29 protein-coding genes are annotated in these 26,039 nt (G+C 40.5%); 21 read left to right on the top strand and 8 right to left on the bottom strand.

What is annotated here, in order from left to right:
* Positions 1 to 16 precede the first annotated feature (16 nt).
* From IE339_RS24705 to IE339_RS16005, 5 genes are all read left to right on the top strand, one after another.
* Positions 17 to 139 carry a hypothetical protein gene (locus IE339_RS24705; RefSeq protein WP_277933914.1) on the top strand — a complete coding sequence of 41 codons (123 nt, stop codon included), beginning with the start codon at positions 17 to 19 and terminating at the stop codon, positions 137 to 139.
* 209 nt (positions 140 to 348) lie between these two features.
* Positions 349 to 1,029, top strand: a complete 681-nt coding sequence (locus IE339_RS16020) for a response regulator transcription factor (protein ID WP_242169148.1) — start codon at positions 349 to 351, stop codon at positions 1,027 to 1,029.
* Positions 1,026 to 2,423: a HAMP domain-containing sensor histidine kinase gene (locus IE339_RS16015; RefSeq protein WP_242169147.1), complete on the top strand. Its 1,398-nt coding sequence runs from the start codon at positions 1,026 to 1,028 to the stop codon at positions 2,421 to 2,423. Before IE339_RS16020 ends, IE339_RS16015 begins: the two co-directional genes overlap by 4 nt.
* 138 nt (positions 2,424 to 2,561) lie before the next feature.
* Positions 2,562 to 4,031 carry an MBL fold metallo-hydrolase gene (locus IE339_RS16010; RefSeq protein WP_242169144.1) on the top strand — a complete coding sequence of 490 codons (1,470 nt, stop codon included), beginning with the start codon at positions 2,562 to 2,564 and terminating at the stop codon, positions 4,029 to 4,031.
* Positions 4,032 to 4,045: 14 nt separating this feature from the next.
* Positions 4,046 to 4,258, top strand: a complete 213-nt coding sequence (locus IE339_RS16005; RefSeq protein ID WP_242169142.1) for a DUF3006 domain-containing protein — start codon at positions 4,046 to 4,048, stop codon at positions 4,256 to 4,258.
* 42 nt (positions 4,259 to 4,300) lie between these two features.
* Here the strand turns inward: IE339_RS16005 and IE339_RS16000 are convergent, their stop codons facing one another.
* Entirely contained in the window at positions 4,301 to 5,527 is a 1,227-nt protein-coding gene (locus tag IE339_RS16000; RefSeq protein ID WP_242169139.1) for an N-acetylmuramoyl-L-alanine amidase family protein, read from the bottom strand.
* 339 nt (positions 5,528 to 5,866) lie between these two features.
* On the bottom strand, positions 5,867 to 6,190 hold the full coding sequence (locus tag IE339_RS15995; protein ID WP_053401431.1) for a MerR family transcriptional regulator: 324 nt from the start codon (positions 6,188 to 6,190) through the stop codon (positions 5,867 to 5,869).
* Between the two features lie 240 nt (positions 6,191 to 6,430).
* Here IE339_RS15995 and IE339_RS15990 point away from each other — a divergent pair, with 240 nt between their 5' ends.
* Positions 6,431 to 6,583: a hypothetical protein gene (locus IE339_RS15990; protein WP_169775953.1), complete on the top strand. Its 153-nt coding sequence runs from the start codon at positions 6,431 to 6,433 to the stop codon at positions 6,581 to 6,583.
* Between the two features lie 24 nt (positions 6,584 to 6,607).
* Here the strand turns inward: IE339_RS15990 and IE339_RS15985 are convergent, their stop codons facing one another.
* The gene (locus tag IE339_RS15985; RefSeq protein ID WP_242169137.1) at positions 6,608 to 7,534 is read right to left on the bottom strand and encodes a CobW family GTP-binding protein; all 927 of its coding nucleotides are present in this window, start codon (positions 7,532 to 7,534) and stop codon (positions 6,608 to 6,610) included.
* A gap of 143 nt (positions 7,535 to 7,677) precedes the next feature.
* On the opposite strand from IE339_RS15985, the gene IE339_RS15980 reads away from it, so the two are divergent.
* The gene (locus IE339_RS15980; RefSeq protein ID WP_242169135.1) at positions 7,678 to 8,601 is read left to right on the top strand and encodes a ketopantoate reductase family protein; all 924 of its coding nucleotides are present in this window, start codon (positions 7,678 to 7,680) and stop codon (positions 8,599 to 8,601) included.
* A 33-nt stretch (positions 8,602 to 8,634) separates the two neighbouring features.
* Here IE339_RS15980 and IE339_RS15975 read toward each other — a convergent pair whose 3' ends face one another.
* Positions 8,635 to 8,946, bottom strand: a complete 312-nt coding sequence (locus IE339_RS15975; protein WP_242169133.1) for a hypothetical protein — start codon at positions 8,944 to 8,946, stop codon at positions 8,635 to 8,637.
* Between the two features lie 385 nt (positions 8,947 to 9,331).
* Between IE339_RS15975 and IE339_RS15970 the strand changes: the two genes are divergently transcribed.
* The 11 genes from IE339_RS15970 to IE339_RS15920 all read left to right on the top strand — a co-directional run bounded on the left by IE339_RS15970 (position 9,332) and on the right by IE339_RS15920 (position 21,315).
* Positions 9,332 to 10,213: a 5'-3' exonuclease gene (locus tag IE339_RS15970; protein ID WP_242169132.1), complete on the top strand. Its 882-nt coding sequence runs from the start codon at positions 9,332 to 9,334 to the stop codon at positions 10,211 to 10,213.
* A gap of 51 nt (positions 10,214 to 10,264) precedes the next feature.
* Positions 10,265 to 10,612 carry a YojF family protein gene (locus IE339_RS15965; protein ID WP_053401426.1) on the top strand — a complete coding sequence of 116 codons (348 nt, stop codon included), beginning with the start codon at positions 10,265 to 10,267 and terminating at the stop codon, positions 10,610 to 10,612.
* A gap of 18 nt (positions 10,613 to 10,630) precedes the next feature.
* Positions 10,631 to 11,293, top strand: coding sequence for a bacillithiol biosynthesis deacetylase BshB2 (gene bshB2 / locus IE339_RS15960; RefSeq protein ID WP_053401425.1), 663 nt, complete (start codon positions 10,631 to 10,633; stop codon positions 11,291 to 11,293).
* A 19-nt stretch (positions 11,294 to 11,312) separates the two neighbouring features.
* Positions 11,313 to 12,113 (top strand): pyrroline-5-carboxylate reductase, encoded by an 801-nt coding sequence (gene proC / locus IE339_RS15955; RefSeq protein WP_242169130.1) that lies wholly within the window; start codon positions 11,313 to 11,315, stop codon positions 12,111 to 12,113.
* A gap of 203 nt (positions 12,114 to 12,316) precedes the next feature.
* Positions 12,317 to 13,249 (top strand): class A beta-lactamase, encoded by a 933-nt coding sequence (bla, locus tag IE339_RS15950; protein ID WP_242169128.1) that lies wholly within the window; start codon positions 12,317 to 12,319, stop codon positions 13,247 to 13,249.
* 160 nt (positions 13,250 to 13,409) lie between these two features.
* Positions 13,410 to 14,366 carry a sugar ABC transporter substrate-binding protein gene (locus tag IE339_RS15945; protein ID WP_242169126.1) on the top strand — a complete coding sequence of 319 codons (957 nt, stop codon included), beginning with the start codon at positions 13,410 to 13,412 and terminating at the stop codon, positions 14,364 to 14,366.
* Position 14,367: 1 nt separating this feature from the next.
* Positions 14,368 to 15,816: a sensor histidine kinase gene (locus IE339_RS15940; RefSeq protein ID WP_242169125.1), complete on the top strand. Its 1,449-nt coding sequence runs from the start codon at positions 14,368 to 14,370 to the stop codon at positions 15,814 to 15,816.
* Positions 15,813 to 17,345 (top strand): response regulator, encoded by a 1,533-nt coding sequence (locus IE339_RS15935; protein WP_242169122.1) that lies wholly within the window; start codon positions 15,813 to 15,815, stop codon positions 17,343 to 17,345. Before IE339_RS15940 ends, IE339_RS15935 begins: the two co-directional genes overlap by 4 nt.
* A 132-nt stretch (positions 17,346 to 17,477) precedes the next feature.
* On the top strand, positions 17,478 to 18,527 hold the full coding sequence (xylF, locus tag IE339_RS15930; RefSeq protein WP_242169119.1) for a D-xylose ABC transporter substrate-binding protein: 1,050 nt from the start codon (positions 17,478 to 17,480) through the stop codon (positions 18,525 to 18,527).
* 87 nt (positions 18,528 to 18,614) lie between these two features.
* On the top strand, positions 18,615 to 20,129 hold the full coding sequence (locus IE339_RS15925; RefSeq protein ID WP_242169117.1) for a xylose ABC transporter ATP-binding protein: 1,515 nt from the start codon (positions 18,615 to 18,617) through the stop codon (positions 20,127 to 20,129).
* A gap of 1 nt (position 20,130) precedes the next feature.
* A complete protein-coding gene (locus IE339_RS15920) occupies positions 20,131 to 21,315 on the top strand; it encodes a sugar ABC transporter permease (RefSeq protein WP_242169115.1) in 1,185 nt (394 codons plus the stop codon).
* Positions 21,316 to 21,551: 236 nt separating this feature from the next.
* Here IE339_RS15920 and IE339_RS15915 read toward each other — a convergent pair whose 3' ends face one another.
* The gene (locus IE339_RS15915; RefSeq protein ID WP_242169113.1) at positions 21,552 to 21,953 is read right to left on the bottom strand and encodes a thiol-disulfide oxidoreductase DCC family protein; all 402 of its coding nucleotides are present in this window, start codon (positions 21,951 to 21,953) and stop codon (positions 21,552 to 21,554) included.
* Positions 21,954 to 22,170: 217 nt separating this feature from the next.
* Between IE339_RS15915 and IE339_RS15910 the strand changes: the two genes are divergently transcribed.
* Together IE339_RS15910 and IE339_RS15905 are read left to right on the top strand one after the other, a co-directional pair.
* Positions 22,171 to 22,737, top strand: a complete 567-nt coding sequence (locus tag IE339_RS15910) for an RNA polymerase sigma factor (protein WP_242169111.1) — start codon at positions 22,171 to 22,173, stop codon at positions 22,735 to 22,737.
* Positions 22,734 to 23,519 carry an anti-sigma factor gene (locus tag IE339_RS15905; RefSeq protein ID WP_242169109.1) on the top strand — a complete coding sequence of 262 codons (786 nt, stop codon included), beginning with the start codon at positions 22,734 to 22,736 and terminating at the stop codon, positions 23,517 to 23,519. Before IE339_RS15910 ends, IE339_RS15905 begins: the two co-directional genes overlap by 4 nt.
* 101 nt (positions 23,520 to 23,620) lie before the next feature.
* On the opposite strand, the gene IE339_RS15900 is transcribed toward IE339_RS15905, so the two are convergent.
* Both IE339_RS15900 and IE339_RS15895 read right to left on the bottom strand, forming a co-directional pair.
* Positions 23,621 to 23,944, bottom strand: a complete 324-nt coding sequence (locus IE339_RS15900) for an ABC transporter permease (protein ID WP_242169107.1) — start codon at positions 23,942 to 23,944, stop codon at positions 23,621 to 23,623.
* A 100-nt stretch (positions 23,945 to 24,044) separates the two neighbouring features.
* Positions 24,045 to 24,524 carry a hypothetical protein gene (locus IE339_RS15895; protein ID WP_242169105.1) on the bottom strand — a complete coding sequence of 160 codons (480 nt, stop codon included), beginning with the start codon at positions 24,522 to 24,524 and terminating at the stop codon, positions 24,045 to 24,047.
* Between the two features lie 322 nt (positions 24,525 to 24,846).
* On the opposite strand from IE339_RS15895, the gene IE339_RS15890 reads away from it, so the two are divergent.
* Positions 24,847 to 25,101, top strand: coding sequence for a hypothetical protein (locus tag IE339_RS15890; RefSeq protein WP_242169103.1), 255 nt, complete (start codon positions 24,847 to 24,849; stop codon positions 25,099 to 25,101).
* Between the two features lie 291 nt (positions 25,102 to 25,392).
* Here the strand turns inward: IE339_RS15890 and IE339_RS15885 are convergent, their stop codons facing one another.
* Positions 25,393 to 25,884 carry a hypothetical protein gene (locus IE339_RS15885; RefSeq protein WP_242169101.1) on the bottom strand — a complete coding sequence of 164 codons (492 nt, stop codon included), beginning with the start codon at positions 25,882 to 25,884 and terminating at the stop codon, positions 25,393 to 25,395.
* Positions 25,885 to 26,039 lie beyond the last annotated feature (155 nt).

Below are 26,039 nucleotides of genomic sequence, written 5' to 3'. Positions count from 1 at the left end.
TAAGGAGGAGATCAAGATGCTTTTTTGGATTCGGTTAGTACCCGTTGCATTTTTCTCTATTACAGCTCTTTCATTAATTGCGTTCCAGTCAGTCGAAATTGTGCATGCTTTTTTGAACCTATTTTCACATAAACAATAAGGGGAAAAACCGTCACGATCGCTGGCGGTTTTCTTTTCGATCTAGAAGGGGAAGATGAAATAAGGTCATATAATCAAAAAAAGTAGATGATATGCCTTCAAGAAAGCTACTGTTCGATGTTTTTTATAGTAGTCTGTCGCTCATGTATACGGCGTCCAGCTCATTTTGTTTATAATAGAGGAAAGAATCGAATATAGCAGGTGATAAGGATGAAAAAGATTTTAGTAATTGAAGATGAAAAAAATTTAGCGCGGTTCATTGAGCTTGAATGTAAATACGAGGGCTATGATGTGTCTGTAGAATACGACGGCAGAACAGGCGTAGAGGTGGCGCTCAATAACGAGTGGGATTTAATTTTACTTGATATTATGCTTCCAGGTTTAAATGGACTTGAAGTTTGTAGACGAGTTCGTGCTTTGAAGGATACGCCCATTATTATGCTAACCGCGCGTGATAGCGTGATAGATCGCGTTTCAGGATTAGATAGTGGTGCAGATGATTACTTGGTAAAGCCGTTTGCGATTGAGGAACTTCTGGCACGCATCCGCTCTTTGTTTCGACGATTGGAGCATCAGGATCATGGAAAAAGCGGTCATCGCTATCAGTATAAAGATCTAGTCGTAGAGGAAGATTCACGATTAGTGAAGAGAGACGGTGAAATTATCAACGTGACGAAGCGAGAATACGATTTACTCGTTACGTTTATGGAAAATAAAAACGTTGTGCTAACAAGAGATCTACTGCTTGAACGCGTGTGGGGATACGATACAGAGGTGGAAACAAACGTTGTAGACGTATACGTAAAATATTTACGAAACAAAGTAGATCGAAAAGGTGAGCCAAGTCATATTGAAACGGTGAGAGGAATGGGTTATGTGATGAGAGAATGAACAGATATAAGCAGTTATCATTAAGATGGAAACTTGTCCTCATTTCATCTCTGTTAATTTTTGTCGCCTTCTTCTTGTTTACGATTTCACAGTATCACCTTGTATCAAAATGGCTTTACCGGGAAGAGCAAGAATCAATGAGCCACACGTACAAGGAGATTAAGAGCTATTATGCTGCTGGAAAGAAGAAAGATGTTCGAGCTGAAATTACGCGTAATAAAGGCGTATTGGAGAATTTCAATCAAGAGCATCAGCGCATTCGGATTATGGACGAGGACGGGCGTAAAATTGCTGATGTTAACAATCAGTTTACGCCTGTTATTGAAGTTCCTGCTTCTAGTGAAAAAAAACAAACGTGGCAAAAATACGAAGAAGATAATCGGGAAATCGTTTCACTCAAAGGGCCGATTACGATTGGGGACTTCAGAGGAACAATTGAAATTACACGAGAATTAAATCGCTTCAATCGAATGACGGAAGCACTGTTCGTGATGATGACGTTTTTTGGCATTGGCGCCATTATTGTCAGTGCGATCTTAGGAATGGTCATTTCAAAGCAACTTTTACAGCCCGTGAAAGAATTATCGGAAACGATGCGGGGAATTAAACAAAAAGGATTTCAACAGCGGATGAAGCCGGCGCGGTCTGGGGATGAACTGACGGAGCTTACGAATATTTTTAATGAAATGATGGACGATATTGAATCCTCTTTTACGCAGCAAAAGCAGTTTGTTGAGGATGCCTCACACGAGCTTCGAACGCCTATTGCCGTATTAGAAGGGCATTTACGCCTATTAAAGCGATGGGGGAAAAATGATCCCACCATATTAGAAGAGTCACTGGATGCGGCTCTTTCAGAAACGGCTCGCCTGAAACACTTGGTGGTGGAGCTATTAGAGCTTTCGAGAGCCGAACAAACCCGTTCGCCCAAGGAAGAAATGGTGGATATTTTTGAAGTCTCTGAGCAGGTTGTGCAGCGATTTGCGACCATTCACCCGCGATTCTTTATCCATCTTGAGGCACAAGATCAAGGAACGATTTTTGCTGCTATTTCTGAGCATCACTACACGCAGCTACTGCTTATCCTGCTTGATAATGCGGTTAAGTACACGAGCGATCATCGTGAAATTGAAGTACATCTCTTTAAAGGAACATACGATGTCCGAGTGGAGGTAAAAGATTACGGAGTTGGAATACCGGCTGATGAGATCGCTCACGTTTTTCAACGCTTTTACCGTGTGGATAAGGCGAGAAGCAGAGAGCTTGGGGGAAGTGGTCTTGGACTTGCGATTGCAAAACGCTTAATCGAGCGGTATGAGGGCACCATTGAATTAAAAAGTGAGGAAGGTAGGGGAACGACGGTCATTTTGACACTACCTTTATTGATACAATAGCGATGAGGAGAACATTTGTGAAAAAATGTTCTCTTTTTTTATGGTATAATGAAGGATAATTTCACCATTTCACAAAAGGGAAGTTTGGAGCAAAACGGTGAAATTCTTACATACAAGCTCAAGAAAAGAGGCATAAATTTGGAAGCGATTAGTACAATTCTCATCTTACTAGGAATGGTGGGCGGTCTGCTCGGGATTATTGGCGTCATTAAAGGAAACGTCCGCATATTACGCCTTGCTAGTCGGAAAACGAGTGCTTTTTCTATTTTAGTTGCCTTCATTATGATGATGATCGGGGCAGCGGTGTCGCCCTCAGTCGATCAACCTTCTTCAAAAGAAGGGCATACGAAAGTAAAGGTAGAGCAAAAAGAAGCGAGCGTGAGTAAAACAGAGGATAGCCACAAGGTGGCAGAAAAAGACGCACCTGTATCGGTTGCGCCTAAATCATCTGCGAAAAATAACTTAGAGGTTCATTTTGTAGACGTTGGTCAAGGCGCCGCACAAGTGATTGTTATGCCAAATAAAAAGGCAATGGTCATTGATGGTGGCAACAACGATGACGAAGAGACGATGGTGGCCTACTTACAAAAGCTCGGTGTGAAAAAAGTTGATGTGGTCATCGGAACACATCCTGATGCCGATCACATTGGCGGAATCGACGCCGTGATTGATTCGTTTGATATTGGAAAGGTGTATATGCCGAAAATTCAAAGCAACACCCAAACGTTTCAATCAGTCTTAACGTCCATTAAAAATAAAGGGTTAAAAGTCACCACTGCAAAAGCAGGTCTTGCTTTAAGTCTTGATCCGAATGTGAAGGTTGATATGATTTCTCCAATGGAAGAGGATTCTCATACGAATGAAATGAGTGCGGTCGTCCACATGCAATACGGCACGAAGTCGTTCCTATTAACGGGTGACGCAGGTATTCCGACTGAGAAAAAGTGGATACAGTCAGGAGCCAATTTAAAGTCAACGGTTCTTTTAACTGGTCACCATGGAAGTAATCATTCTACGAGTGAAGAACTTGTAAATGCTGTTCAACCAACATATGCAGTCATTCAGGTCGGGAAAAACTCCTACGGTCATCCAACGAGCGAAGTGCTTGATCGCCTTCATCGCCACAGCGTAAAAATCTATCGCAATGATACGGATGGAACCATTGTGTTTAAAACGAATGGCACAAACATGGAAGTCAACAAGCATGAGTGGGCATATACAGGGAAGAAGACAGGGGGGGTTGCGGTACCTAAACCGGCACCGAAAGCGCCACCTGTTTCTTCCGCACCCAAAGCCCCTTCGCATGCTGACAAACTAACGGCAACGGCGAGTATTGATGATAATCATCCGCATCAGAATGAAGAGGTAACCGTAACGGTGACCGTTAAAAATGAGACGGGGCAGCCTGTAGGCGGAGCCGATGTAACGCTTAACCTGGCCTACAAATCAACGGACACAACGTATACGGCCGTTACGAACGCACAGGGAGTCGCGATGCTACCGTTTCGAATTGGAAGAGCAGCCGCCGGATATACCGTTAACGGAGATATTTCGATCGCTGCACAAGGAATGTCCACAACGGCTCATACAGATTTTACGCCTAACTAAAGGAAGTGAACGAGATGAAGGGAATCGTTGATCGTTTTGAAAATGATATTGTTGTAATTGAAATCCGCGGTCAAACGGAGGACGTTTCAAAAGACATCGTTCATGACAACGTTCGTGAGGGGGATGTGGTTCTCCTTGTGAATGGGAAATGGGTGAGAGATGAGGAAGAGACAAAAAAGCGCGAACGTGAGATTCAAACCTTAATGGACGACGTTTGGGAAGATTAACGATAGCGAAAGAAACGCAGCGCCACTTGCGCTGCGTTTCTTTTATTTAATCGAGTTAAAATAGTTCGTAATTCCTTCAACAATTCCTTTTGCCGCATTTTGCTGAAAGGAATTCGTGAGGATTTTATCTTCTTCATTTGGATTCGATAAAAATCCTAACTCTAGTAAAGTAGCTGGGTCTTGATTTTCACGAATCACGTGGAAATCACCTTTTGCTACGCCTAAATCCTTCATGCCCGTATATTTCACAAGACCTTTTTGAATATAGGTTGCTAGATTTTTATCTTTTGATTCCGTGTAGTAATAGCTTTCAATGCCGCTTGCGCTTTTTCCAGCAGAATTATAGTGCATGCTGATGAATGCGTCTGCGTGGTACTTATGACTGATAGCAACGCGGTCTGAAAGAGTTGGATACGTATCACCGTCTCTTGTCATTACTACTTTTGCACCAGCATTTTCAAGACGTGATTCAACTAGCTTGGCTGTTCGAAGCGCTACTGTCTTCTCGTATGTACCGTCTGCTCCAATGGTACCCGAATCCTTTCCACCATGTCCAGGATCGAGCACAAGCACTTTTCCTTTTAAGACACTAAGATCAGCAGATAGTGACGTCAACCATGACGCGACCCAAGCGGTTTTACTAGCAGAAAGCTGAATTTTAACCCAGTCATTCTGTTTCGTCACGATTGGATACGTGTCATTCTTTTTCCCTTGCTTTACAATAGGATAATTTGTTCCAGGGCCTTGACGTAAATTTGCATTTGCTGTGAGCGTTAACTTAGAAGTTGGCTGGGTGCTTGTATACTGTTTAGCGACCCATCCTGTTTTTCCGCTTGGCGTTTTAATTTGCAACCAGGCGCCAGACGTTTTTAAAACGGTTATTGCCTGCCCTTTTTTTAAGGTAGCTACAACGGCGCTACTCGTGCTAGGTGTGCTGCGAACGTTTAATGTCGTAGCGTTCACGTAAGCGTTTGTAGTCGGCGACGTAACTTTTTTTACATAGCGAACGGCAATCCAACCGCTCTTTTGCCCAACCATTACTTTACCCCATCCGTTTTGTTCAGCAAGCACATTGATTCGCTGATTGTACTTGAAAGAACCGATAATACTACCCGATGTAGAGGGGGTAGAGCGTACGTTTAACGTTGTTGCCGTTACGGTTGCGCTATAAGTAGATGGAGTAGAAGCGTACGTCGAGTGCTGTGTACCAAAAAAGCAGGTCACCAATAGGATTCCAATCAAACATTTGGATAAAATCTTGTTTGCCAAAACTTCCCCTCATTTCTAACTTATTCACATAGTTGATTATATCGTCAAAGTTTAGCGCATTCCTATAGTGATTAAAGCTCATTTTTGGTAATGAAACATACGCAATATACGTTGAGATGCATCAAAGGATATACCTTTCTGATAAATGAATAAAAAAGAGAGGAAACGTGGGACAGAAGATTGAATTATAGATAGGACATCTGATTGAGAAGGCAGGGGAATTTTGAAACTCATGGGAATTAAAGGGGCTATATTATGCACAAAGAGGTTCACTAAAGAAGAGCCGCTTTTTAGTGAACCGAGAGCCTTATGTAGGAAGCAATAGGTAGTTACATAGTGTTAAAGTTTTTGATGAAAATGTGCATTGATTTGACCGCGTATCATTTGATCTCGAACGTCTTTTGCTTTTTTCTCATCTTTCTTCGCGAGCTCGGTTCTGATTTCGTGGGTTTGAACACCTTCTTCAATACGATCTGCAATTTCCATTAGTCTTTCAACATCAGAAAATGAATATTTGCGAATGCCTGTATCCGTTCGTTCTGGAAAAAGGAGCTGTCGTTTTTCATAGTAGCGGATTTGACGCTCGGATAAACCCGTTAATTCTTTGACAATGCCAATAGACATCACTTTTTTGTCTCGGTAGGAGGATTCATTCGTATTCAAGCTTTTCACCTCTTCAAATTTTAAGTGTTTTGTAGACTGAGTGTGTGTTTTCTAGGGTGAAGGACGGATTTTTGCTTTGCTAGAACCCGCGTGGTGGCTCATCTTATTCTTTATGTTAAATATTCTAACATGTTTGTGTGAGAAAAGAGAATAAATGTGTAAGGAAATCTAACATAAATAATGTCACGATTGAAGAAAATACGTATGATGTAGATATCATATACGATAAGGGGCAGAGCGATGGAACCTCAAAAAGTGGATTACTCTAAAGTTGTTGAGCTTGCAAAGCAAATTATTGAACTAGATTTAAAACGAGATGAAAAGTGGGAAGTGCTCACTCAATTAGCTGGAAATCGAGCGTTTGAAGTACTAAGGCGCGTTCAAAATAGTTAAAAAGCCGGTCAAAGCCGGCTTTTCTTATTGTGTTGAGGAAGCTTCAAGCTGTTGAAGCTCTTGCTGTAGTTTTTGATGATCAAGATTTTCACCGATAAAAACAAGGGTGGAAGGAAGCTTCATCAATTCTTTCATATAAATAGGCATCCCGTAGGAATATTGAAACATGTATACTTCATCAGAGTGAGTGAAGCGAAGATAACCTTTAATTCGATAAATCGTATCAGGCATTTCGCGCAGCCATTGCTCAAACTGATCCACATCAATTTTACTTGTAAACGTATGAACATACGTTTTTAAATGTAGGTGATCATGGACATGAGCCTGTTCATGATTTCCTTTTCGCTTGTTTTGACCACTTTGAAGGAATTTTAAATCCACCTTTGAAAACTGTGTAAGAAACGTTTTCGCCTCAGCGTTAATAGATTGAATTTCATATAAAATTGACGCTTGTTCCGCCTCAGAAAGTTGATCCACTTTGTTAATTAAAATCGTATCCGCGTGATGAACCTGCTCATGAAGCAAACGCTGAAGCTGAATGCTTAAGCTGTCTCTAGAACGCCAGCGGGCAGCGTCAATGGTTGTAATAATTCCTTTAATGGTAATTTGCTCGGCGAATAAGGGAGACATACAGGCATCAAGCACCTCAACAGGGTGAGCGACACCGGTCGTTTCTAGATAAATTGCGTCTAGCTCGTACTCCTGGAGCATGGAATGAAGCTGTGTTTCGAGCTGACCTTGAATGGTGCAACATACACAGCCGTTTAATAGTTCCTTCAAAGGTGTTTCGCCCGGTACGGCGTTTGAATCAATCGACGTTTCGCCGAGCTCGTTCATAATGACCGCTACTTTACGACCTTTTGACTGTTCTTCTTGTAGGGCTCTTTGTAAAAGCGTTGTTTTTCCGCTTCCCAAAAAGCCTGATAAAATATAAATTTCTACTTTTTTCATTGTGCATCTCCAACCTTTGTGCTTTCTTCTATCAAGATTCTGTCTTTCATTATAACAAGTTTTGATGCGTAGAGCTTTATTTCCTTCTTTATTTATGATGTGATAAACTATTAAAGGAATATTCTGAAATTTGGAGGGTGACTATGAGAATTTTAGTAGTGGGAGCAGGAGGGATTGGCGGTTATTTTGGCGGTCGATTGCAAGAGAATGGGCATGACGTAACGTTTTTAGTTCGAAAGAAACGAAGAGCACAACTAGAGAAGACGGGACTCGTCATTGAAAGCTATCATGGAGACGCTCATTTAATTCCAACCCTTTTAGTATCAGGGGAAGAAGCAGAGCCGTTTGACATAGTGATGCTTTCGACAAAGGCGTATCATCTTGCTCAAGCGATCGAAGATATTAAGCCCTACATAAGTGAAAATACATACATTTGGCCATTGTTAAATGGATTTCAACACCTAGACGTATTAAAAGAAGCGTTTGGAGGGGAAAAAGTACTAGGTGGACTTTGCTTTATTGAAACAACGTTAAATGCAGAAGGACATATTATCCAAACAAGCCCTTCTCACAATGCCCTGTTTGGTGCGTTGCACGACGATCAAGTCCATATTGTCCGTGAAATGGCATCCGCCTTTACGAGCACAAAGGCATCCTTCTTATACAAGGAGAACATTTTACAAGAAATTTGGCATAAGTATTTATTTATTACCGTGCTATCAGGTGTCACAACCTTAATGCGAGCACCAGTCGGCCCGATTCTAGAAGTAGAGGGTGGGGACACGCTGACAAGGCAATTGTTCCAAGAGGTAGAAGGTGTGATGAAGGCGATTGAGGCTCCGCTAGCAGCTGAGATTATAGATACACAAATGAAGACGATGAAGAGCATGACCTACGAGATGAAATCATCGATGCAACGAGATATGGAGAAGGGATATTCGACTGAAGTGGAACATCTGCAAGGCTATCTTCTTACCATCGCAAAGAAAAAGAAGCAACATACTCCTCTTCTTGAAGCCGTCTATCATAACGTGAAAACGTATGAACTGATGAATCGTTTAGGGTAGGAAATAAAAAAGAAGTTCCGCTGAACTTCTTTTTTATTTGAGCTCATTCATGAGATAAGGCAGAAGGACAATCGATAATGCACAAACCGAGCTAATAATCTCATGCATTTCGATCACTGCCACGATAAAAAACATAATTGAAATATATAGCTGTAACCCTTTTAATAACCATGGCTTTATCTCAAAGAAAAAATCACTCAGTACAAAAATAATAAAAATAATGCTTGCTGATACAACATTAACGGTTAACGAAACATCTCCGTCTTCGAAATCAAAGAAAATCAGCCCGAATAATAAAATAAGTGCGAAAAGCTTCATAATAAGAATAAGACGTGCTTTTTTCATTTTTACACCTTCAATACAATATGCATGGTTATTTCCTATCCTCTATCATTGTAATAGATTATGTTAAAAAGGCAAATAACTACTAGGAAAACATTAACAAAAAATTAATAATTCCCCTGTCACGGCCATTTTTTTAGGAACACCTCACCATTTGCGAAAAATCGTTAAACATGTGAAGTGCTCTGACAACAATGCCTAATAAATAGTACATACCAAACATCAATTTGCAGCGCTCTGGGGTAAAGTGACGATTTCCATCTATCTCTGTGAGGGGTAAAAAGCATCAGAAGAAATTGACGTTAAAAATTAGAAAATGATATAGTGGATAAGCTATTTTGCCCTAATGAAAAAGATAAAAGATGCATGACAGAGAGGAATAGATACGATGAATAAATTGTTGTTAATTGATGGATTTAACTTATTAAGCAGGTGCTATTTTGCAACATCCTACGGAAGAGATGAGGAGCAGCTCCGCCGTAATAGCGAAGGACTATGTATCAGCGCTTTGCCCGTTGTATTTCGAAAGCTGTTAGATCTTATTCATACATACCGTCCAACTCATTTACTAGTGGCTTGGGACGTCAAGCGCGAAGATACGTCACGAAAGCAGCTTTTTGATGGATACAAAGATACAAGAAATGAGCTTCCGAGTCCTCTCATTGAGCAGTACGAGGCCCTTACCCACATCTTCCGTGAGATTGGGGTTTCACAGCTTGCGCTTCCACCTTATGAAGCCGATGACTTACTAGGAGCGCTCGCAACAAAATGGTCGAGGGAACAAAATAGCGACTGTTTTATTTACAGCAATGACAAAGACCTTTTTCAATTAATTGATGAAAACGTCTCTCAAATCATCGCTGTTCCAAAACGTGGCGATAAAGTGTATACAAAAGCAGATTTTGAAGCCGAATATGGCATTTCACCAACTCAATGGGTGGATGTAAAGTCGCTGCTTGGAGATCGATCTGATAACATTCCAGGTGTTCCTGGTGTGGGAGAAAAAGCGGCGCTTCCGCTCATTCAGGAATATAAGACGCTAGAAGGAATTTATGAGGACGTTGACAAGCTCGATACCCGCTTTAATCGCTACAAAAAGAAGCTAACAGAAGGAAAGGAATTCGCCTTTTTGAGCAGAGAACTCGCGCAAATTATTGTGGATATTCCGGAGATCACAGAACGCTCGTTTGAAACGCTCTCATTTGAGCTTAACCCTATTGCTTGGAATGAGCAATTAAAAAAAGTCGAGCTAAACATTATCATTCCGTAAAACTTTTTAGTACAATACTCTATAAGTGAACATGGAAGGGAGCTAGTAAGCTTGAAACCGATAGATAAAGTTAAACTACAAGAGCAACTCACAAACTATTTTACTGATGATGTGTACGTGCACTTAGAAACAACAAATGGTGCATATGCGTCACATTTTAACGATAAAGTAATGACAGTTGGGGCCTTTATCCGAAACGGAAAGGTGCAAATCAAACAAGGTAAAATTACAGGAGATCGTCCTTACCGCGTAGGTTTGGAAATGAATGATGGATGGATTTATGCTGAAGGCCTTACAGATTGGGAAATCGATGAGGAAGGCCGCCTATTAATGGCAGGTCACGACTTCGACGGCCGTCTAGCAATTGCCCTACAGTTAAGTCATACGCCATTCGCGTAAGGAAGGAGAGTAATCACAATGGAAGAACGTATTTTAGTTGTATTCCCTCATCCCGATGATGAGGCATTCGGAGCAGCAGGAACAATTGCGCTAGCTAAACAGCGCGGCGCTTCAGTCACATATGCATGTATTACACTTGGAGAAATGGGGCGCAACATGGGAAGACCTCTATTTGCAAACCGCGAAACGCTCCCAAAAATCCGTAAACACGAATTACAAGAAGTAAGCAAAGTGCTTCAATTAGATGAGCTTCGTATGCTTGGTTTACGCGATAAAACGCTAGAGTTTCTTGATGAAGATGAATTTTCAGGGAAAATTAAAGCGATTATCGATGAGGTTAAACCAACGCTTATCATTACACACTACCCTGGATATGCGGTTCACCCTGACCATAACGCGACAGGTGCAGCGACGCTTCGCGCGGTTGCGAGCATGAAGGAAGAAGATCGCCCAGTCGTTTGGTGTCATGCGTTTTCTCGTGATCGTATTGAACATATCGGACATCCTGATGTGCGAATTGACGTATCACCGGTAAAAGAAATTAAAATTGAGGCTATTAAAGCACATCGTTCTCAAACAGAAGGAATGATGGGTAACATGGACCTTACAAAAATTGAAACAGATCCACAAGCCGCTCGTCTGTTGAAAAACGAAGAGTTTTGGACATACAAATTTTCGTGATCACAGAGGAGACGACTATATGAACAAACAGCGTATTTTATTCATTGGGGCAGGAAGAATGGCTGAGGCTATTTTTTCTGGCCTCCTTACAATGAGTAAGGAACACATCGAGAGCATTACGGTATCAAATCGAAGCGATGAGGCACGTCTTGACTATTTGAAGTCAACGTATGACATTGAGGTAACGGCAGACTGGAAAAGCGCTGTTGCACACTCTAACGTAATTGTGCTTGCGATGCCTCCACAGGCTCACGAGCCGCTTCTCAAAGAATTAGCAGCTCGTACATCCGGTCAGCTAGTAGTAACGGTCGCTGCAGGAATCGGGCCTTCGTACTTAGAAGCACATCTTCCTACCAACACGCCAGCAGCATGGATTATGCCGAATACAGCTGCTACGATTGGTGAGTCAATGTCTCTATATGCGGTCGGACAGCACGTAACTGATGAGCATGAAGAAGTACTTGAGATGATTTTAAAAGGCATGGGAGAAGCACAAAAATGTACGGAAGAAGAAGTACATAACTTAACCGCAGTAACGGGAAGTGCACCAGCTTTTCTTTACTATTTTGCCGAAAGCCTAATCGATGTAACGAAGAAATTCAACATTGATGATGAAACAGCGAAACAATTAGTCGTGCAGATGCTATACGGATCTGTGGCGATGTTAAAAGGCGGTACAGAACCATCTGATCTTCGTGAGCAGGTGACAACGCCTGGTGGAGCGACGGCAGAAGGGCTGAAGGTGCTTCAGAATCACGATTTTGCTACTATTATCGATGAAGCCATCGCCGCAACGAATAAAAAAGCTAGAGGAAATTAAGGAAAGAGCTTGGACAGATTTAACCTAACTAGACTATGATGAATAGTGGATACTATGTTTAATGTAACGTAGATTATCCACTATTTTTTTATATATTATTTTCACTCCCACCTTTTCCAGTTTGAGGATGCAGGAGTTAAAGATTCCACTGCTATCTCAGGAGAATACATCATAACTATTTTTTAGAAAGAGGGTACATTTTAATGAAATCAATGAGTAGCATTTTGAGGACTTCCGCATTTAGAAAAATTGTGCCTGTATTATTTTTTTCATGTGCAACGCTTGTAGGCTGTTCAAACAATAACGTTCATGTTGAATCAACGAAACCAAAAAAAGAGGAAACTACCTATAATCATGATTTTGCCAAGCTTGAAGAAAAATTTGATGCTAAAATGGGTGTCTATGCGTTGGATACTGGTACAAACCAAACAGTAACTTATCATCCAGACGAGCGTTTTGCTTATACATCTACTCATAAAGCTCTAGCTGTAGGAGCACTTTTACAACAGAAATCAATAGAAGGCCTTAATCAAAGAATTACCTATACACGTGAGGATCTTGTTAATTATAATCCGATTACAGAAAAGCATGTTGATACGGGGATGACTCTTAAGGAGCTTGCCGATGCTTCTCTTCGATACAGTGACAATACTGCTGGAAACCTTATCCTTAAACAATTAGGGGGACCAACTGGATTTAAGAAAGCATTGGAGGGAATTGGTGATAATGTTACCAACCCTGAGCGATTTGAACCTGATTTAAATGAAGTTAATCCAGGTGAAACTCAGGATACGAGTACACCAAGAGCGCTTGCTACTAGTCTTCAGGCTTTTACACTGGGAGATGCACTTCCAACTGAGAAACGTGCACTTTTAATAGATTGGATGAAGAGAAATACTACTGGAGATACGTTGATTCGTGCTGGAGTGCCGAAAGATTGGGAAGTTGCTGATAAGACTGGATCAGGATCATATGGTACACGAAATAACATTGCGATCATTTGGCCACCAAAAGGAGACCCTATCGTTCTTGCTGTACTTTCAAGTCGTGATAAAAAAGATGCTGATTATAACGACGAGCTTATTGCTGAGGCAACAAAAGAAGTAATTAAGGCTCTTAAAGTCAAAAATAACTAAAAATGCTTGTACTAAAAAAGGTTACGTTAAGTAGCCTTTTTTTATGTTCTTACCCCCATTTTCGCTGAAAAACGACACTTTACAAATAAAGGGAAAAGGGATTCCTATCCAGGAGTAGAATTTATAGGATGTTTGAACTACAACAAAAGGGATGGGGAAGATGAGAAAGTTTGGATGGTTACTTGGAGGAAGTTTGGCTTTAGGAATTATTCTTTCGATGTATTCGATTTATTCGGCAGCAGACATTCGGGTGCAGGCGTTGCCAACACCATATAAGTATCGCATTATGTTCATTTCACCTGAGCTTGGAAATCCATACTGGAATCCGCTCATTAACGCGGTGAAAAGTGAAGCGAAAAAGGAGCATATTAGCATTGAAGTAAGTGGTTCGAACCGTATGAACGCAGAAGAGATGCAGGAGGCGATGAACATGGCGATTGCTTCCCGAGTAGACGGTATTATTTTGCTACCAATCAACGACTCACATATAACGGAGATGGCTAATAAAGCGACGGTCAGTGGGATTCCCGTTTTTACGGTTATTAATGACATTCCAACAAGTTTACGAAAGTCATATATAGGCACAGATCATATTCAGTCAGGTGTGAAGGTGGGAAAAGACATCGCCGCTTATTTACATGGTACAGGGAACATTGGGGTCGTAAAGGACAGCAATTTCCTGTCTCTGCAAGAGTTGAGGTTAGCGGGGATAAAGCAGGCCCTGAAGCTCTATCCGAACATTCACCTTATTGAACTATCCCAAGATCAGGTCATGAGTCGAAATGCGAGTCAGCAAACCGATCTGTTATTAAATGAACATCCTGATCTGTCCGCTTTTATTGGATTAGGGCAGAACGATAGCTCAGGGATTGTTTCGTCTATTGAACATCGCTCAACGGTTGAAAATTATGCGATTTATTCCTTCGACTATACGGAAGAAGTTGCAAATTTAATGAGACGACGTGCCATCATTGAAAGCGTGGAACATGATTTACACCACATCGGGTTAAAAAGCGTTCAGCAATTGTCCGCGTGGCTCGAAGGAAAACAATTGCCGTTACCAACTCATTCCTACACAAATATGCACGTCATCTCCTCTGAAATAGGAGGAAACTAACATGATGACGATACAGCGCAAAATTATTTTGCTTTCGATTACGATTTTACTGATCATGGGCTCCTTTTGGGCAGTGATCGGCTATTTTAATCAAAAAACAAACGCACAGTACAATGAAATTTTGGAGCGATATCTTCTTTTACACCAAACGTCCGCAAGAAGTGAACAGTCTCTGTTGTACTTAAGTAATGTGCTAAATAATCAAGGTGAAAAATATAATGATGATTACAAAAAAGAACGTCAGCAGCTAACGGGAATGAGAAAAAAACTCACGTCTTTAAAAAATGAAGACAATCAAGCGGTGCTGATGAATTATACAAATATGATTTCTAGCCAGGTGGAAGCGATGGATTTATCTTTGCGAGCGTTCAAGCTCGGGCAGCTTGAGGAGATGACGTATCAGTATAACGAAGCGACGAAAATCTCCCAGTACGTAGCGAACACCACGCTTACACTTATGAAAAAGGAAATTACCTTTCAAAAGCAATTTTATTTGTCTGTGATCGATGTAAGTCGAAAGCTTCAAAGCCTCGGGATCTGGACGCTCGGAGGGGTGTTTCTCATATTAATTGGCTTTTCCTATATGTTTTCAAAAGGCATCACGCGCTCGATTAATGAATTAACGATGGCAGCAAAGGAATTGTCGTCTGGACTGTTTGACCGGCCCATTCATATTACCTCTAATGACGAAGTGTTCTTTCTAGCTAAAACGTTTGAGCATATGAGGCAAAACATCCGTACGCTAATTGAAGAAATCCGTCAAAAAGCACAGGTGGAAAAAGAATTGCAGGAGTATCAGCTGCTATTAAAAGAAAGCGAGCTCAAGAGACTACAGCATCAGATTAACCCTCATTTCCTGTACAATACGCTCAATACGTTAGCGAAAAAAGCGTATTTAGAAGAGTCATATGAAACGAGTGATTTAATTACAACTGTCGCGAATTTACTTCGCTACAACTTGAAAAAGGTGAATACGCCGGTGACGTTAAAGGAAGAAATGGAACTTATAAACGATTATTTAACGATTTTAAAAGCGCGGTTTACGAATCGAATTACGTTTTTTCTGCAGATTTCACCAGATTGCCTAGACTTTAAAATGCCGCATTTTGTGCTACAGCCCATTGTGGAAAATGCCTTTAATCATGGAATCGAACCCTACGAAAAAGGGGGAACGATTTTTATCGGCGTCAATCGTCTAGAAGAAGGAATTCTCATTCAAGTAAAAGATGACGGGGCAGGTATGAGTGAGGAACAAGAGCAGCTGTTGCAAAACTATGAGTTTGATCGACCCCAAAACGAGAACTCGACGGGAATCGGGTTAAAAAATGTCGTGAAACGACTGTCGCTATTCTACGGAAAACATGATATTTTCTCTGTTTCTAGTCGTAAAAATGAGGGCACAACGGTTAGTCTTCTATTGCCATTTGAACGAAAGGATGAGATGACATGATTACAATTTTAATCGTAGATGATGAAGAAATCGAACGTATTGCGCTTCAAAAAATTATTGAACGCAACCTTCCAAATACAAGCGTCATCGCAAGTGCTGAAAACGGTCGTGAGGCAATCGAGTTTGCGATACGCTACAAACCCGATTTAATTTTGATGGATATTAAAATGCCAGGAATTAATGGATTAGAAGCCATTAAAAAAATTAAGGAAGACGTGACGAATGCCCGCATGGTTATCGTTTCGTCCTATGACACATTTGATTATGCGCAAAGTGCGATTCGCTTAGGTGTGAAAGATTATTTGCTGAAGCCGAGCAAACCAGACGTAATTGTTGAAACCCTTCAAGGAGTGATTGATGAAATTCTTGTCGCTAATCACGCTCAGAAAGAACAAGAAAAAGTATCGAATAAGTTAAAGAAAATGCTTCCGATTATGGAAACCGACCTTGTATCGCAGCTTCTTTTTGACCAAGTTCATGACGTTCATCTCGAGGAAATGCTTGATCTATTAGAAGTTTCAACAACGACCAATGCCTTTGTTTGTTTGCTTACCCTCTCAGAAGATGCGTCTGATGAGCAGTATAAGCTTTATAAAAAGGTAAAAGAAACGTTTTATCTGCATGCAAAAGGATGGATCGGTGCCCTTTCAAATCGTCAAATTCCGCTCATTATTTTTATTGAGGAAGGAAGCTTTCGCTCGAATGCCCTTGCTACTGCGAAAAAACTCATTGATGGTGTAAAAGGAGAGCTATCGGTCGGAATTGGCAATCCGTACGTATCGCTTCACGATATTCATCATTCGTATCATGAAGCAATTAGGAGCTCAGTCCGAAATTACCCTTCTAAAAAATATCATTTTTATCAGGACATAAAAGAAGAAGAATCGGTATTTGACGATCTTTATGCCAATATCGAGAAGCAAATGTTTGAAAAAATGAAAGATAATCAATGGAGTGATAGCAAGCAGTTAATTGAAGAGGCCATTTCGCTTTGCCGAAAGCACGCATGCTCGATTTTGGAAACACAGCAGCGTATTTGCAGTACGATGATGGCAATGAAGCGTTACATGTCGGAAATCGGCTATCCTTTTACGGCGCCGATCGTGTTAACTGGAATGAGCTACGAACAAATTGCACGGGAGGCTTCACACCTTATGGATTTACTCACACAATCACATCATATTTTGAATCAGCAACAAGAGCACGATATTGCACAGCGAATGAAGCACTATATTCAAGAGCATTATCATACGATGATTTCACTAGAAACGATGGCTGATAAGTTTGATCTAACGCCTCATTATTTAAGTAAAATTTTTAAAGATAGCTTTCAAATTAGTTACATTGATTACTTAACGAAGTTTCGAATCGAGAAAGCAAAAGAGCTGATGCGTAAAACGGATCAAAGCGTGAAGGAAATCGCCATTGATATCGGATATACGGACCCCAACTATTTCAGCCGTGTGTTTAAAAAGGTGTGTAAAATGTCGCCGTCTCAATACCGCGAACAGCTTCTTAAATCACAATGATTATGTAAGCGCTTTAAAAATGTGCTAGTCATTGTAAAAAAGTGAAGGAGAACGCTTTCAAAAAGATGGGGCGTGTAAGGTACAGTTAAGGTGTAGTTAAAATCAGATAGACAAAAGGGGTTGTAGGAGAAAATGTTGAAAAAATTGGGGATGCTGGGGGCATTATTAGTATTAGTTTTCTCACTTGTTGCATGTAGCTCAGGAGCAACAAAGCCTGAAGACAGTAGCAAGCCAAGCGGTGGGAAAAAGAATGGCAAGTTAGTCATTGGATTCTCAATGGATACGCTTGAAGAAGAGCGCTGGCAAAAAGACCGTGACCTGTTTGTAGAAAAAGCAGAGTCACTTGGTGCAACGGTAAACGTGCAAGCAGCGAACGGAGACGATGCGAAGCAAATTTCACAGGCAGAAAATTTAATTAGCCAAGGTGTCGATGTATTAGTTGTCGTACCACATAATGCAGAAGTAGCAGCTTCCATCGTTGAGATGGCGCATAAAGAAGGCATTAAAGTTATTTCATATGACCGCTTAATTAAAAATTCCGATGTTGATTTATATGTATCCTTCGATAACGAACGTGTAGGAGAGATGCAGGCAAAAGCAATTACAGAGCTTAAACCAAAAGGAAATTATGTACTGATTGAAGGAGCAGACACAGATAATAACGCTCACTTATTTAAACAAGGACAAATGAACGTTCTTCAACCGTTAATTGATAAAGGTGATATTAAAGTTGTGTACGATCAATGGACAGATGAGTGGGATCCAGCAAATGCGTTAACAAACATGGAAAATGCGTTAACGGCAAATAAAAACAAAGTAGACGCAGTTGTAGCAGCAAATGATGGAACAGCAGGCGGTGTTATTCAGGCACTAGCGGCACAAAAATTAGACGGAAAAGTGCCAGTTTCAGGGCAAGATGCGGAATTAGCAGCGGTTCGCCGTCTTGTAGATGGAACACAAACGATGACTGTGTACAAACCAATTAAATTAATCGCTGAAACGGTAGCAGATGCTGCAGTGAAAATGGCAAAAGATGAAGATGTAACAACGGATGATAAAGTTAACAACGGGAAAATTGATGTTCCTTCTATCTTGCTTGATCCAGTAGCAGTAACGAAGGAAAATCTTGATGACACAATCATTAAAGATGGCTTCCATAAAAAAGAGGACGTATACAAATAAGCGTAGCACAAAGGGCGACTCAGTGGAGGGGATTAAGCCGCCTCTAACGGAGTCGCTTTCTATTTGAACGCTGAAAGGAGAAGACATATGACTGTTCTTGAGATGGAAGGAATCGTCAAGGAGTTTCCAGGTGTAAAGGCACTTGATAACGTTTCTTTTTCTGTACAAAGAGGAGAAATACACGCGCTGTGCGGAGAAAACGGAGCCGGAAAATCAACGCTTATGAAGGTGTTAAGTGGATTATATGCACACGGATCGTACGAAGGAAAGATTATGATGGAGCACGGAGAGCAGATGTTTAAAACGATCAAAGATGCCGAGCATGCGGGGATCGCGATTATTTATCAAGAGCTTGCTCTCGTGAAGCATATGACGGTTGCTGAAAACTTAATTTTAGGAAATGAACCCGCTCGCTTCGGGGTGATTAATCGTCATGAAATGTACCGCGAAACCGAAAAATGGCTTAGTCGAGTAGGATTAAAAGGAGTAAGTCCTGAAACGATTACAGGAACACTAGGAATTGGACAGCAGCAGTTAATTGAGATCGCGAAGGCACTCTCAAAGAATGCTAAAATTCTCATTTTAGATGAACCGACCGCTGCCCTAACCGAGCAGGAGGTAGACATTCTTTTATCCATTTTAAAAGAGTTTCGTAACCAAGGCGTGACGTGTATTTACATCTCTCACAAATTAAATGAAGTATTTGATATTGCGGATCATATTACGATTCTACGAGATGGAAAGACAATTGGTACTTATAAAACGAGTGCGATTACGGAAGACCAGGTAATTGCATACATGGTCGGAAGGGAAATGACCAATCGTTATCCAGACATTCAGTTTAATCCTAAGGAAGTCGTTTTATCGCTTAAAGACTACAGCGTGTATCATCCCGATTTTCATCATAAAAAGGTGATAAACAACGTGTCACTTGAAGTTCGTAAGGGAGAAATCCTTGGTATTGCGGGTCTCATGGGGTCAGGACGCACGGAGCTTGCGATGAGCTTATTCGGGGCCTACGGTGGAAAAACAGAGGGTGACGTGTACATTGAAGGTGAGTATGCGCGCATCAAAACGACTCAAGGAGCGATTCGAAAAGGGATTGCACTTGTGTCAGAGGATCGTAAAAAATATGGCCTCGTCCTAAATATGGACATTAAAAAGAATGTTACGCTTCCGAGCTTAAAAGCGATTACGTCATTCGGCTCCATTAACCAAAACGAAGAAGTACGCTACGGAACCGATTATTTACGAAAGCTTCGTATTAAAGCAAAGTCGGTTGAAACCGTCGTCGGAACGCTTAGCGGTGGAAATCAGCAAAAGGTTGTCATCGGAAAGTGGCTGATGACAAATCCAAAGGTGTTAATTTTGGATGAACCAACTCGTGGAATTGATATTGGAGCCAAGCTGGAAATCTATCAAATTATGCATGAGCTTTTAAATGAGGGGGTCGCAATTATTATGATTTCCTCGGAGCTTCCTGAAATTTTAGGAATGAGTCACCGTGTGGCCGTCCTATGTGAGGGAAGACTTGCGGCGACGCTACCGATTAAAGAAGCAACGCAGGAAAATATTATGAAAGCTGCGACAGGAGGAGTATAAAATGGAGGCTGGACGTGTAACAGATCTTGAGGTCAAACCGGGAGCGGGAAAACGAAAAGTAAGCTTTCAATTCGACATGCGTGCTTATTCCATGATTGGAGCACTCATCGTCATTTGGGTCTTCTTTGCCATTATGAATGAAACATTTTTAACGCCAAGGAACTTATCAAATCTATTTTTACAAATGTCGGTTACATCCGTGCTTGCAATCGGGATGGTGCTTGTCATCGTATCAGGACAAATTGATCTATCCATTGGTTCTCTCGTTGGACTAACGGGCGGGATTGCGGCTATTTTAAATGTATGGTTTCATTGGAGCGCCGTTCCAGTAATTATTGCAACGATCGTTTTAGGAGCATTAATCGGCCTATGGCAGGGCTGGTGGGTAGCATACCGGGCCGTTCCTGCCTTTATCGTAACGCTTGGTGGAATGCTTATTTTCCGGGGAATCTTAACCGGTATTACAGATAGTCAAACCGTAGCACCGCTAACGGTTGACTTCAAAGCAATTGGTCAAGGATATATCCTTCCTTGGTTCGGTTATATGATGGCAGCAGTCGGGGTGCTGATTATGGCATTTTTAACGATTCGACAGCGTCAAGCACGGGTCAAATATGGCTTTGAAGTGGCGGGAATGGGATTAACGAGTGCGAAGCTCATTGGATATGCCGTACTGATCATGGGCTTTGCTTATGTGATGAATCAGTATCAGGGAATTCCAATTCCAATTATTATTGTAATTGTGTTAGCACTAGTTTTTACTTTTATCGCTAAAAACACGGTGTTTGGTCGTCAAGTATACGCCATTGGTGGGAATACAGAAGCGGCGGTCTTATCAGGGATTAACAGCAAAAAACGCATTTTGTTTGTCTTTGTCCTATGTAACACATTAGCAGCAGTAGCCGGGTTAATTTTAACAGCACGTGTAAATGCGGCGACCGTTGGCGCAGGAAACATGTACGAATTGGACGCGATTGCGGCTTGTGTAATCGGTGGCACAAGCTTAATGGGCGGAATTGGAACCATTCCTGGAGCACTAATTGGGGGACTTGTAATGGCAAGTCTTGATAACGGAATGAGTATCATGAACATTGATTCCTTCTGGCAGCTGATCGTAAAAGGAAGCATCTTAATTATTGCTGTTTCGTTCGATATTTACAGCAGAAGTCAAAAGAAACTTGGATAGAAATAAAAAGGAATGAGGCACTGCTCCTCATTCCTTTTTTATGTTTGAACACCTATTTTCCTTGCAGTTAATGACTACGAGTGGCTCAGTAGAAGAAGCACGTAAACCATTTGACTATTTGATATAATGGATAAGCATGAGATCTTCCTCAGTACCAACGCTCTTTGGGCCGCTATCATATTCCTAACATATGATAGGGTGTTAAAAACAAGAGCGAGAACTTCTTTTCTCAAACGTTAGTTCAAGAATCGCTTTCGAACATCAGGGGTAGGAATCATGCAGGCATCGCGTTTTCCAAACCACTTGTAGCGATTTTTCGCTATAATGGAGTAGATATAATCACGGATGGGCCTTGGGACAATGATGGCGGCATAAAATAGTTTCCATCCTCCGTCAAGTCGCCGTGCAATTTTTAAGGCGGCGGTTGACTTTACATAACAGCGATTGTTTTCAATGTATACGAGGCTATCTAAATAATGATCGGGAATGGAAAAGCTTTTGAGGGTGCGTTCTCCCGCTTCCGATTGCAAAGGGGCGAATTGAAATGTACCTTTTTGGTCATGCTTAATGATAAAATTAATACTGCCGTTGCAAAAATTACATACGCCATCAAATAAAACGAGAGGGCTTGTTTCCATAATGGTTCACCTCTACTTATTTTCGCTACTTCCATTGTATAAAGCTTTCCATTCCATTGCAAAGTAAATAATGAAGATTAAGTATGAGAAAAGACGGGTATGGTTAATAAGTTAGTTAAAAATACCTATTTTGCTGTTTTGGTGATCCATTTTACTATTTCTTCCGTTAGAATAATGACAGCAGTCATCACAGCAAACGGATCAAAAGGAGAATTATATGGAAAAGTTGAACGATGCTGTTCTGTATGACAGGGTGAAGCATGGTGATCAATCCGCGCTCGAACTGTTATACGATCGATACGAAAAGATATTGTATTCATTTGCGTTTAAATTAACGAGTAACATAGATGTAGCAGAGGAAGTTGTTCAGGAAGTATTCATCAAGCTTTGGAAAGGGCGAGGCATTTACGATGAGACGAAAGGGAAATTCTCATCGTGGATTCTAACCATTGCTCGAAACACAGCCATCGATTTAATTCGTAAACGAAAAGACCAGCCGTTTCAAGATGCGGAAGTATTGAATCTACTAGCGGACGAAAACACGCATGTTGAAGGAGAAGTAGAGTGGCAGGAGGAACGAGAGCGAATCAAGCGAGCTGTATCACAGCTTTCAACCGAACAACAAGAAGTCATTGATTATGTTTATTTTAAAGGATTCACACAGCAAAAAATTGCGGAATCACGGCAAATTCCGCTCGGAACAGTAAAAGGAAGGATACGATTAGCCTTGAAAAATTTACGACAGTACCTAGTAGCGGACCACGGAAGGAGGGGAGATGCATGAACAACGATTATTGCCACTTAGTGATTGACTACTTTAATGGAGCGTTATCTGATGAGGAACGTATGCAATTTGAGCAACACTTAAAAGAGTGCCACAGCTGTCAAGAAGAGCTTCGGGAGCTTCAAGAAGTGGTCGGTGATCTTGCTTTTTTAGCAGAACCAAAGTCTCCCCCATCTGACATGAAAGCACGTGTACTAGCGAACGTATTTGCAGAGGAGCAAGAGAAACCTGTTCAGTCCGTAGATCGTTCAGAAGAAGTTAAAAAGCCGTCCGTTGTAGAGAAGCCACGACCAGTAAAAAGACGAGGACAGGCGCGGTGGTTAATGCCTCTTTTAGCAGCCGGTTTACTATTATCACTGATTGGAAACGGATATGCCGTTGTGAATTGGGACAAAGAAAATGAAAGCGCCGAGCCGCTAAGAGCGACGAGCACAGATTCCATTAGCAAAACTCTAAGCCTGCAGGCAGCGTCGACAAAACCAGCTACTGCCACAGCTTCAATGGTCAACACGACGAACAACAGCACAAACATGGTCATTCAAGCACAAGGTCTTTCATCTCTAAAAGGGAATGAAGTCTATCAAGTTTGGCTGATCAAAGATAATAAACCTCAGCCAGCAGGTTCGTTCGTAACGGACAGCCAAGGAAACGGTGTGATGGTATATACGCTAAAACCACAGGAAGCGAAAAAGAAGTGGGATACGATTGCGATTACGCTTGAAAATCAACCAAACCGAAAGCTGCCACAGGGCGATATTGTACTCAGCTCGAAATATGATTAATAAAAAAGACTCCTTCTGCGGAAGGAGTCTTTTCTCAAGTGATGGAGAAAACGTTCAACTTTGTGTTCAAAACAGAGGCGCTAGCGGTCCTGCGTGTTCTTTTATGGTGTAATTTCTTTTCTTTTCTGAATACGTGCTTTTATAGATTGGATCATACCAATAATTAACATGATAAGCCCGTTTGCAATAATGACTAGTGCAATAAAACCTCCTACTATCGCAACGCCTTCATTGCTTCCTGCTTCCCCTCCAGTGTCCAGAAAAAAAGACATTGAAACCATACTTATAATAGGTCCTAAAATTCCTATTATGATCCCGGATAACCACAGAGGCATTCTGAATTTTTTGTAGGCTACTATCGCCAAACTATCCAGCAATATAATTACAATAAATAAACCTAGCAATATATATGAATCTGCTTCCATTCTATACCTCCTCATTTACCTTTAAATCATTAAAATAATAATCAGGATTAAAACATAACGTCTTTTGATCATCCAAATATCTAGTGATAAGTAGTATGAATTATTTGTTCAAGTCTTGTTTCATTCGCTTCATTTCATTAATATCTAACACATTTTCATTAAATGATAAATCAATTTTTATTAGATTATGATTAGCTCTTTTCAGCTTAGTAAGATCTTTTTCTTTGATGGATTCCTTAATTAGTTGATTCACCTTAACAAGATCTTCATGGACCTTACGTGTTGCATTTTTCTTTCTAGCTAACTCAACTGCTCCTGCCGAATATTTTTTCACTACGTTTAGAGAGTTTAGTTGAGAAAATGAGGTAGCGTTTTTAACAAGACTATTTAAAAACATTGACGTATTATGTATTCCAGCAGAAATGGTTGAATTGCTTTTTAAGTCTTCGTCAAGTGCGGAGTATATCACTTTTTGAGGCTCGCTATTGGTCTCTGCAGAAGTAACGTCTAATTTATTTATTTCAACACATACCACCGCAATAACAACAAATAAAATACTAAAAAGCCATATTTTTTTCATATAATAACCTCCGTTTTTTATTAATTATTCCTATAAAAATCTTATCTTTTTAACAGTAAATTGTTTAAAGTAAGTCAGCTTCCTATTAAAAAATAAATCAAAAGGAACAACTCGACAATTCTGCTATTCTTTTTAACTTGTATACGATTCAAAAAAATGAATATATTTCCATTTTATATCATAAAAGTAGAAGTCATCAATTCTAATTAGTAATAAAAACGTTTGAATAAAATAATAGAGGTGGTTTAAGAAGATTATTTACGGATCTTTTAAAGGGAGGTTGCTATGAAGGCAGATGGCTTAAAGCTGTGGGTAAAGAAACATGATATTGAACAACGAGCAATTAACGGCTTTTGGAAGTAATCTGAACGAATGGAGAAAAAATGAGGATTATTATTTTGAGTTTGAGTATGGTGAGATAGATACAGGATTAATTGAATTAGAAATGATTAAAATTCAATATACACACATATTGGATTTTGATGATTTTATGTATGTCATACTTGATGTACACTATGATGGTTCCGATATCAATTTGTTTATGCGTTGGACGGAGAAGTGGAAGATGACTCTCTGAAGTTTAATGATAAAAGTTATATCAAGCTCCTTGTGGAAACGACAAATAAAGCAATTGAAATTGCTAAAAATGCACTAAAGGAAGTCATTTCTCAAGAGGTAATAGTAAAAATTACTGGTTTGGACGCTAGTTTAATAGATGATATCTGAAAAAATATGTAATTTGAGCTGCTTAAGACTGTTGTTAATTTCTAGAGTTTAGGTGAAGTTAAAGGACGCTTAGGAGTCTAATCTCGGCGGCCTTTCATCCTTTATAATGGGGGTTGAACAAAACGTACAAGGTTTAGAACCATTATTCATCTGTGATATAAAGGTTAAATGATTCTTCCCAGTTCTCCCATTTAACATTTACTTTTACAATGCTGTCTTCACTAACTTCCGAGCCTGCCTCTCCACTAGCTGAAAAAGTTCTCGTTGTCGGCGGTTTCCAAAATTCATGTGACAACCCCTCACCAATATCCATAACGTTAAAGAAGTATTCCAGCTTTTTTATGGAAGACAATTCGTTTAGGGGGCCTTTATAAGTTAAAGCGAAGCTGTAGTGGTTCTTATCAACGTAAAGTCCATCTGTCCCGTTATTGTTTTGCCACACTTTTCTTCCCGTATAAACGTATTGAGCTTTCCAGTGCTTGCTTTCTCCAAAAAACGTATAATTATTGTTCGTAAAGTCCTCTTCAGGAGCCTTTTCTTTTATCATTTCATCTTTGGTCATTTCCTTTTTAGTAGTATTTGTGCATCCTGTTAACACTAGTGTTATTAATAATAGTATAAGTCCTTTTTTCAATTTTCTTCTCCCTTTAAACTGTTTTGTATCTCAACATTTGGCTACGTTTAATATCATTTTTCTATCGCCCATTAACAAAAAATCTAGCCTAAATTAGTCATCCCTATGGAAGTAATTCTTAAGCAACGCTGGTTGAACTAGTACTTTCCAAGAGC

This window comes from Priestia koreensis (genome assembly GCF_022646885.1).
GTDB classification, from domain to species: Bacteria; Bacillota; Bacilli; order Bacillales; family Bacillaceae_H; genus Bacillus_AG; species Bacillus_AG koreensis_A.
The sequence above is the reverse complement of the archived record's forward strand: the minus strand, read 5'-3'. Positions and strand labels throughout refer to the sequence as shown.

What these genes read in the sequence shown, in the direction of transcription:
- IE339_RS24705 (WP_277933914.1), top strand. Translation starts at nt 17, where the DNA reads ATGCTTTTTTGGATTCGGTTAGTACCCGTTGCATTTTTCTCTATTACA.
- IE339_RS16020 (WP_242169148.1), top strand. Translation starts at nt 349, where the DNA reads ATGAAAAAGATTTTAGTAATTGAAGATGAAAAAAATTTAGCGCGGTTC.
- IE339_RS16015 (WP_242169147.1), top strand. Translation starts at nt 1,026, where the DNA reads ATGAACAGATATAAGCAGTTATCATTAAGATGGAAACTTGTCCTCATT.
- IE339_RS16005 (WP_242169142.1), top strand. Translation starts at nt 4,046, where the DNA reads ATGAAGGGAATCGTTGATCGTTTTGAAAATGATATTGTTGTAATTGAA.
- IE339_RS15990 (WP_169775953.1), top strand. Translation starts at nt 6,431, where the DNA reads ATGGAACCTCAAAAAGTGGATTACTCTAAAGTTGTTGAGCTTGCAAAG.
- IE339_RS15985 (WP_242169137.1), bottom strand. Translation starts at nt 7,534, where the DNA reads ATGAAAAAAGTAGAAATTTATATTTTATCAGGCTTTTTGGGAAGCGGA.
- IE339_RS15980 (WP_242169135.1), top strand. Translation starts at nt 7,678, where the DNA reads ATGAGAATTTTAGTAGTGGGAGCAGGAGGGATTGGCGGTTATTTTGGC.
- IE339_RS15975 (WP_242169133.1), bottom strand. Translation starts at nt 8,946, where the DNA reads ATGAAAAAAGCACGTCTTATTCTTATTATGAAGCTTTTCGCACTTATT.
- IE339_RS15970 (WP_242169132.1), top strand. Translation starts at nt 9,332, where the DNA reads ATGAATAAATTGTTGTTAATTGATGGATTTAACTTATTAAGCAGGTGC.
- bshB2 (WP_053401425.1), top strand. Translation starts at nt 10,631, where the DNA reads ATGGAAGAACGTATTTTAGTTGTATTCCCTCATCCCGATGATGAGGCA.
- proC (WP_242169130.1), top strand. Translation starts at nt 11,313, where the DNA reads ATGAACAAACAGCGTATTTTATTCATTGGGGCAGGAAGAATGGCTGAG.
- bla (WP_242169128.1), top strand. Translation starts at nt 12,317, where the DNA reads ATGAAATCAATGAGTAGCATTTTGAGGACTTCCGCATTTAGAAAAATT.
- IE339_RS15945 (WP_242169126.1), top strand. Translation starts at nt 13,410, where the DNA reads ATGAGAAAGTTTGGATGGTTACTTGGAGGAAGTTTGGCTTTAGGAATT.
- IE339_RS15940 (WP_242169125.1), top strand. Translation starts at nt 14,368, where the DNA reads ATGATGACGATACAGCGCAAAATTATTTTGCTTTCGATTACGATTTTA.
- IE339_RS15935 (WP_242169122.1), top strand. Translation starts at nt 15,813, where the DNA reads ATGATTACAATTTTAATCGTAGATGATGAAGAAATCGAACGTATTGCG.
- xylF (WP_242169119.1), top strand. Translation starts at nt 17,478, where the DNA reads ATGTTGAAAAAATTGGGGATGCTGGGGGCATTATTAGTATTAGTTTTC.
- IE339_RS15925 (WP_242169117.1), top strand. Translation starts at nt 18,615, where the DNA reads ATGACTGTTCTTGAGATGGAAGGAATCGTCAAGGAGTTTCCAGGTGTA.
- IE339_RS15920 (WP_242169115.1), top strand. Translation starts at nt 20,131, where the DNA reads ATGGAGGCTGGACGTGTAACAGATCTTGAGGTCAAACCGGGAGCGGGA.
- IE339_RS15915 (WP_242169113.1), bottom strand. Translation starts at nt 21,953, where the DNA reads ATGGAAACAAGCCCTCTCGTTTTATTTGATGGCGTATGTAATTTTTGC.
- IE339_RS15910 (WP_242169111.1), top strand. Translation starts at nt 22,171, where the DNA reads ATGGAAAAGTTGAACGATGCTGTTCTGTATGACAGGGTGAAGCATGGT.
- IE339_RS15905 (WP_242169109.1), top strand. Translation starts at nt 22,734, where the DNA reads ATGAACAACGATTATTGCCACTTAGTGATTGACTACTTTAATGGAGCG.
- IE339_RS15900 (WP_242169107.1), bottom strand. Translation starts at nt 23,944, where the DNA reads ATGGAAGCAGATTCATATATATTGCTAGGTTTATTTATTGTAATTATA.
- IE339_RS15895 (WP_242169105.1), bottom strand. Translation starts at nt 24,524, where the DNA reads ATGAAAAAAATATGGCTTTTTAGTATTTTATTTGTTGTTATTGCGGTG.
- IE339_RS15890 (WP_242169103.1), top strand. Translation starts at nt 24,847, where the DNA reads ATGATATTGAACAACGAGCAATTAACGGCTTTTGGAAGTAATCTGAAC.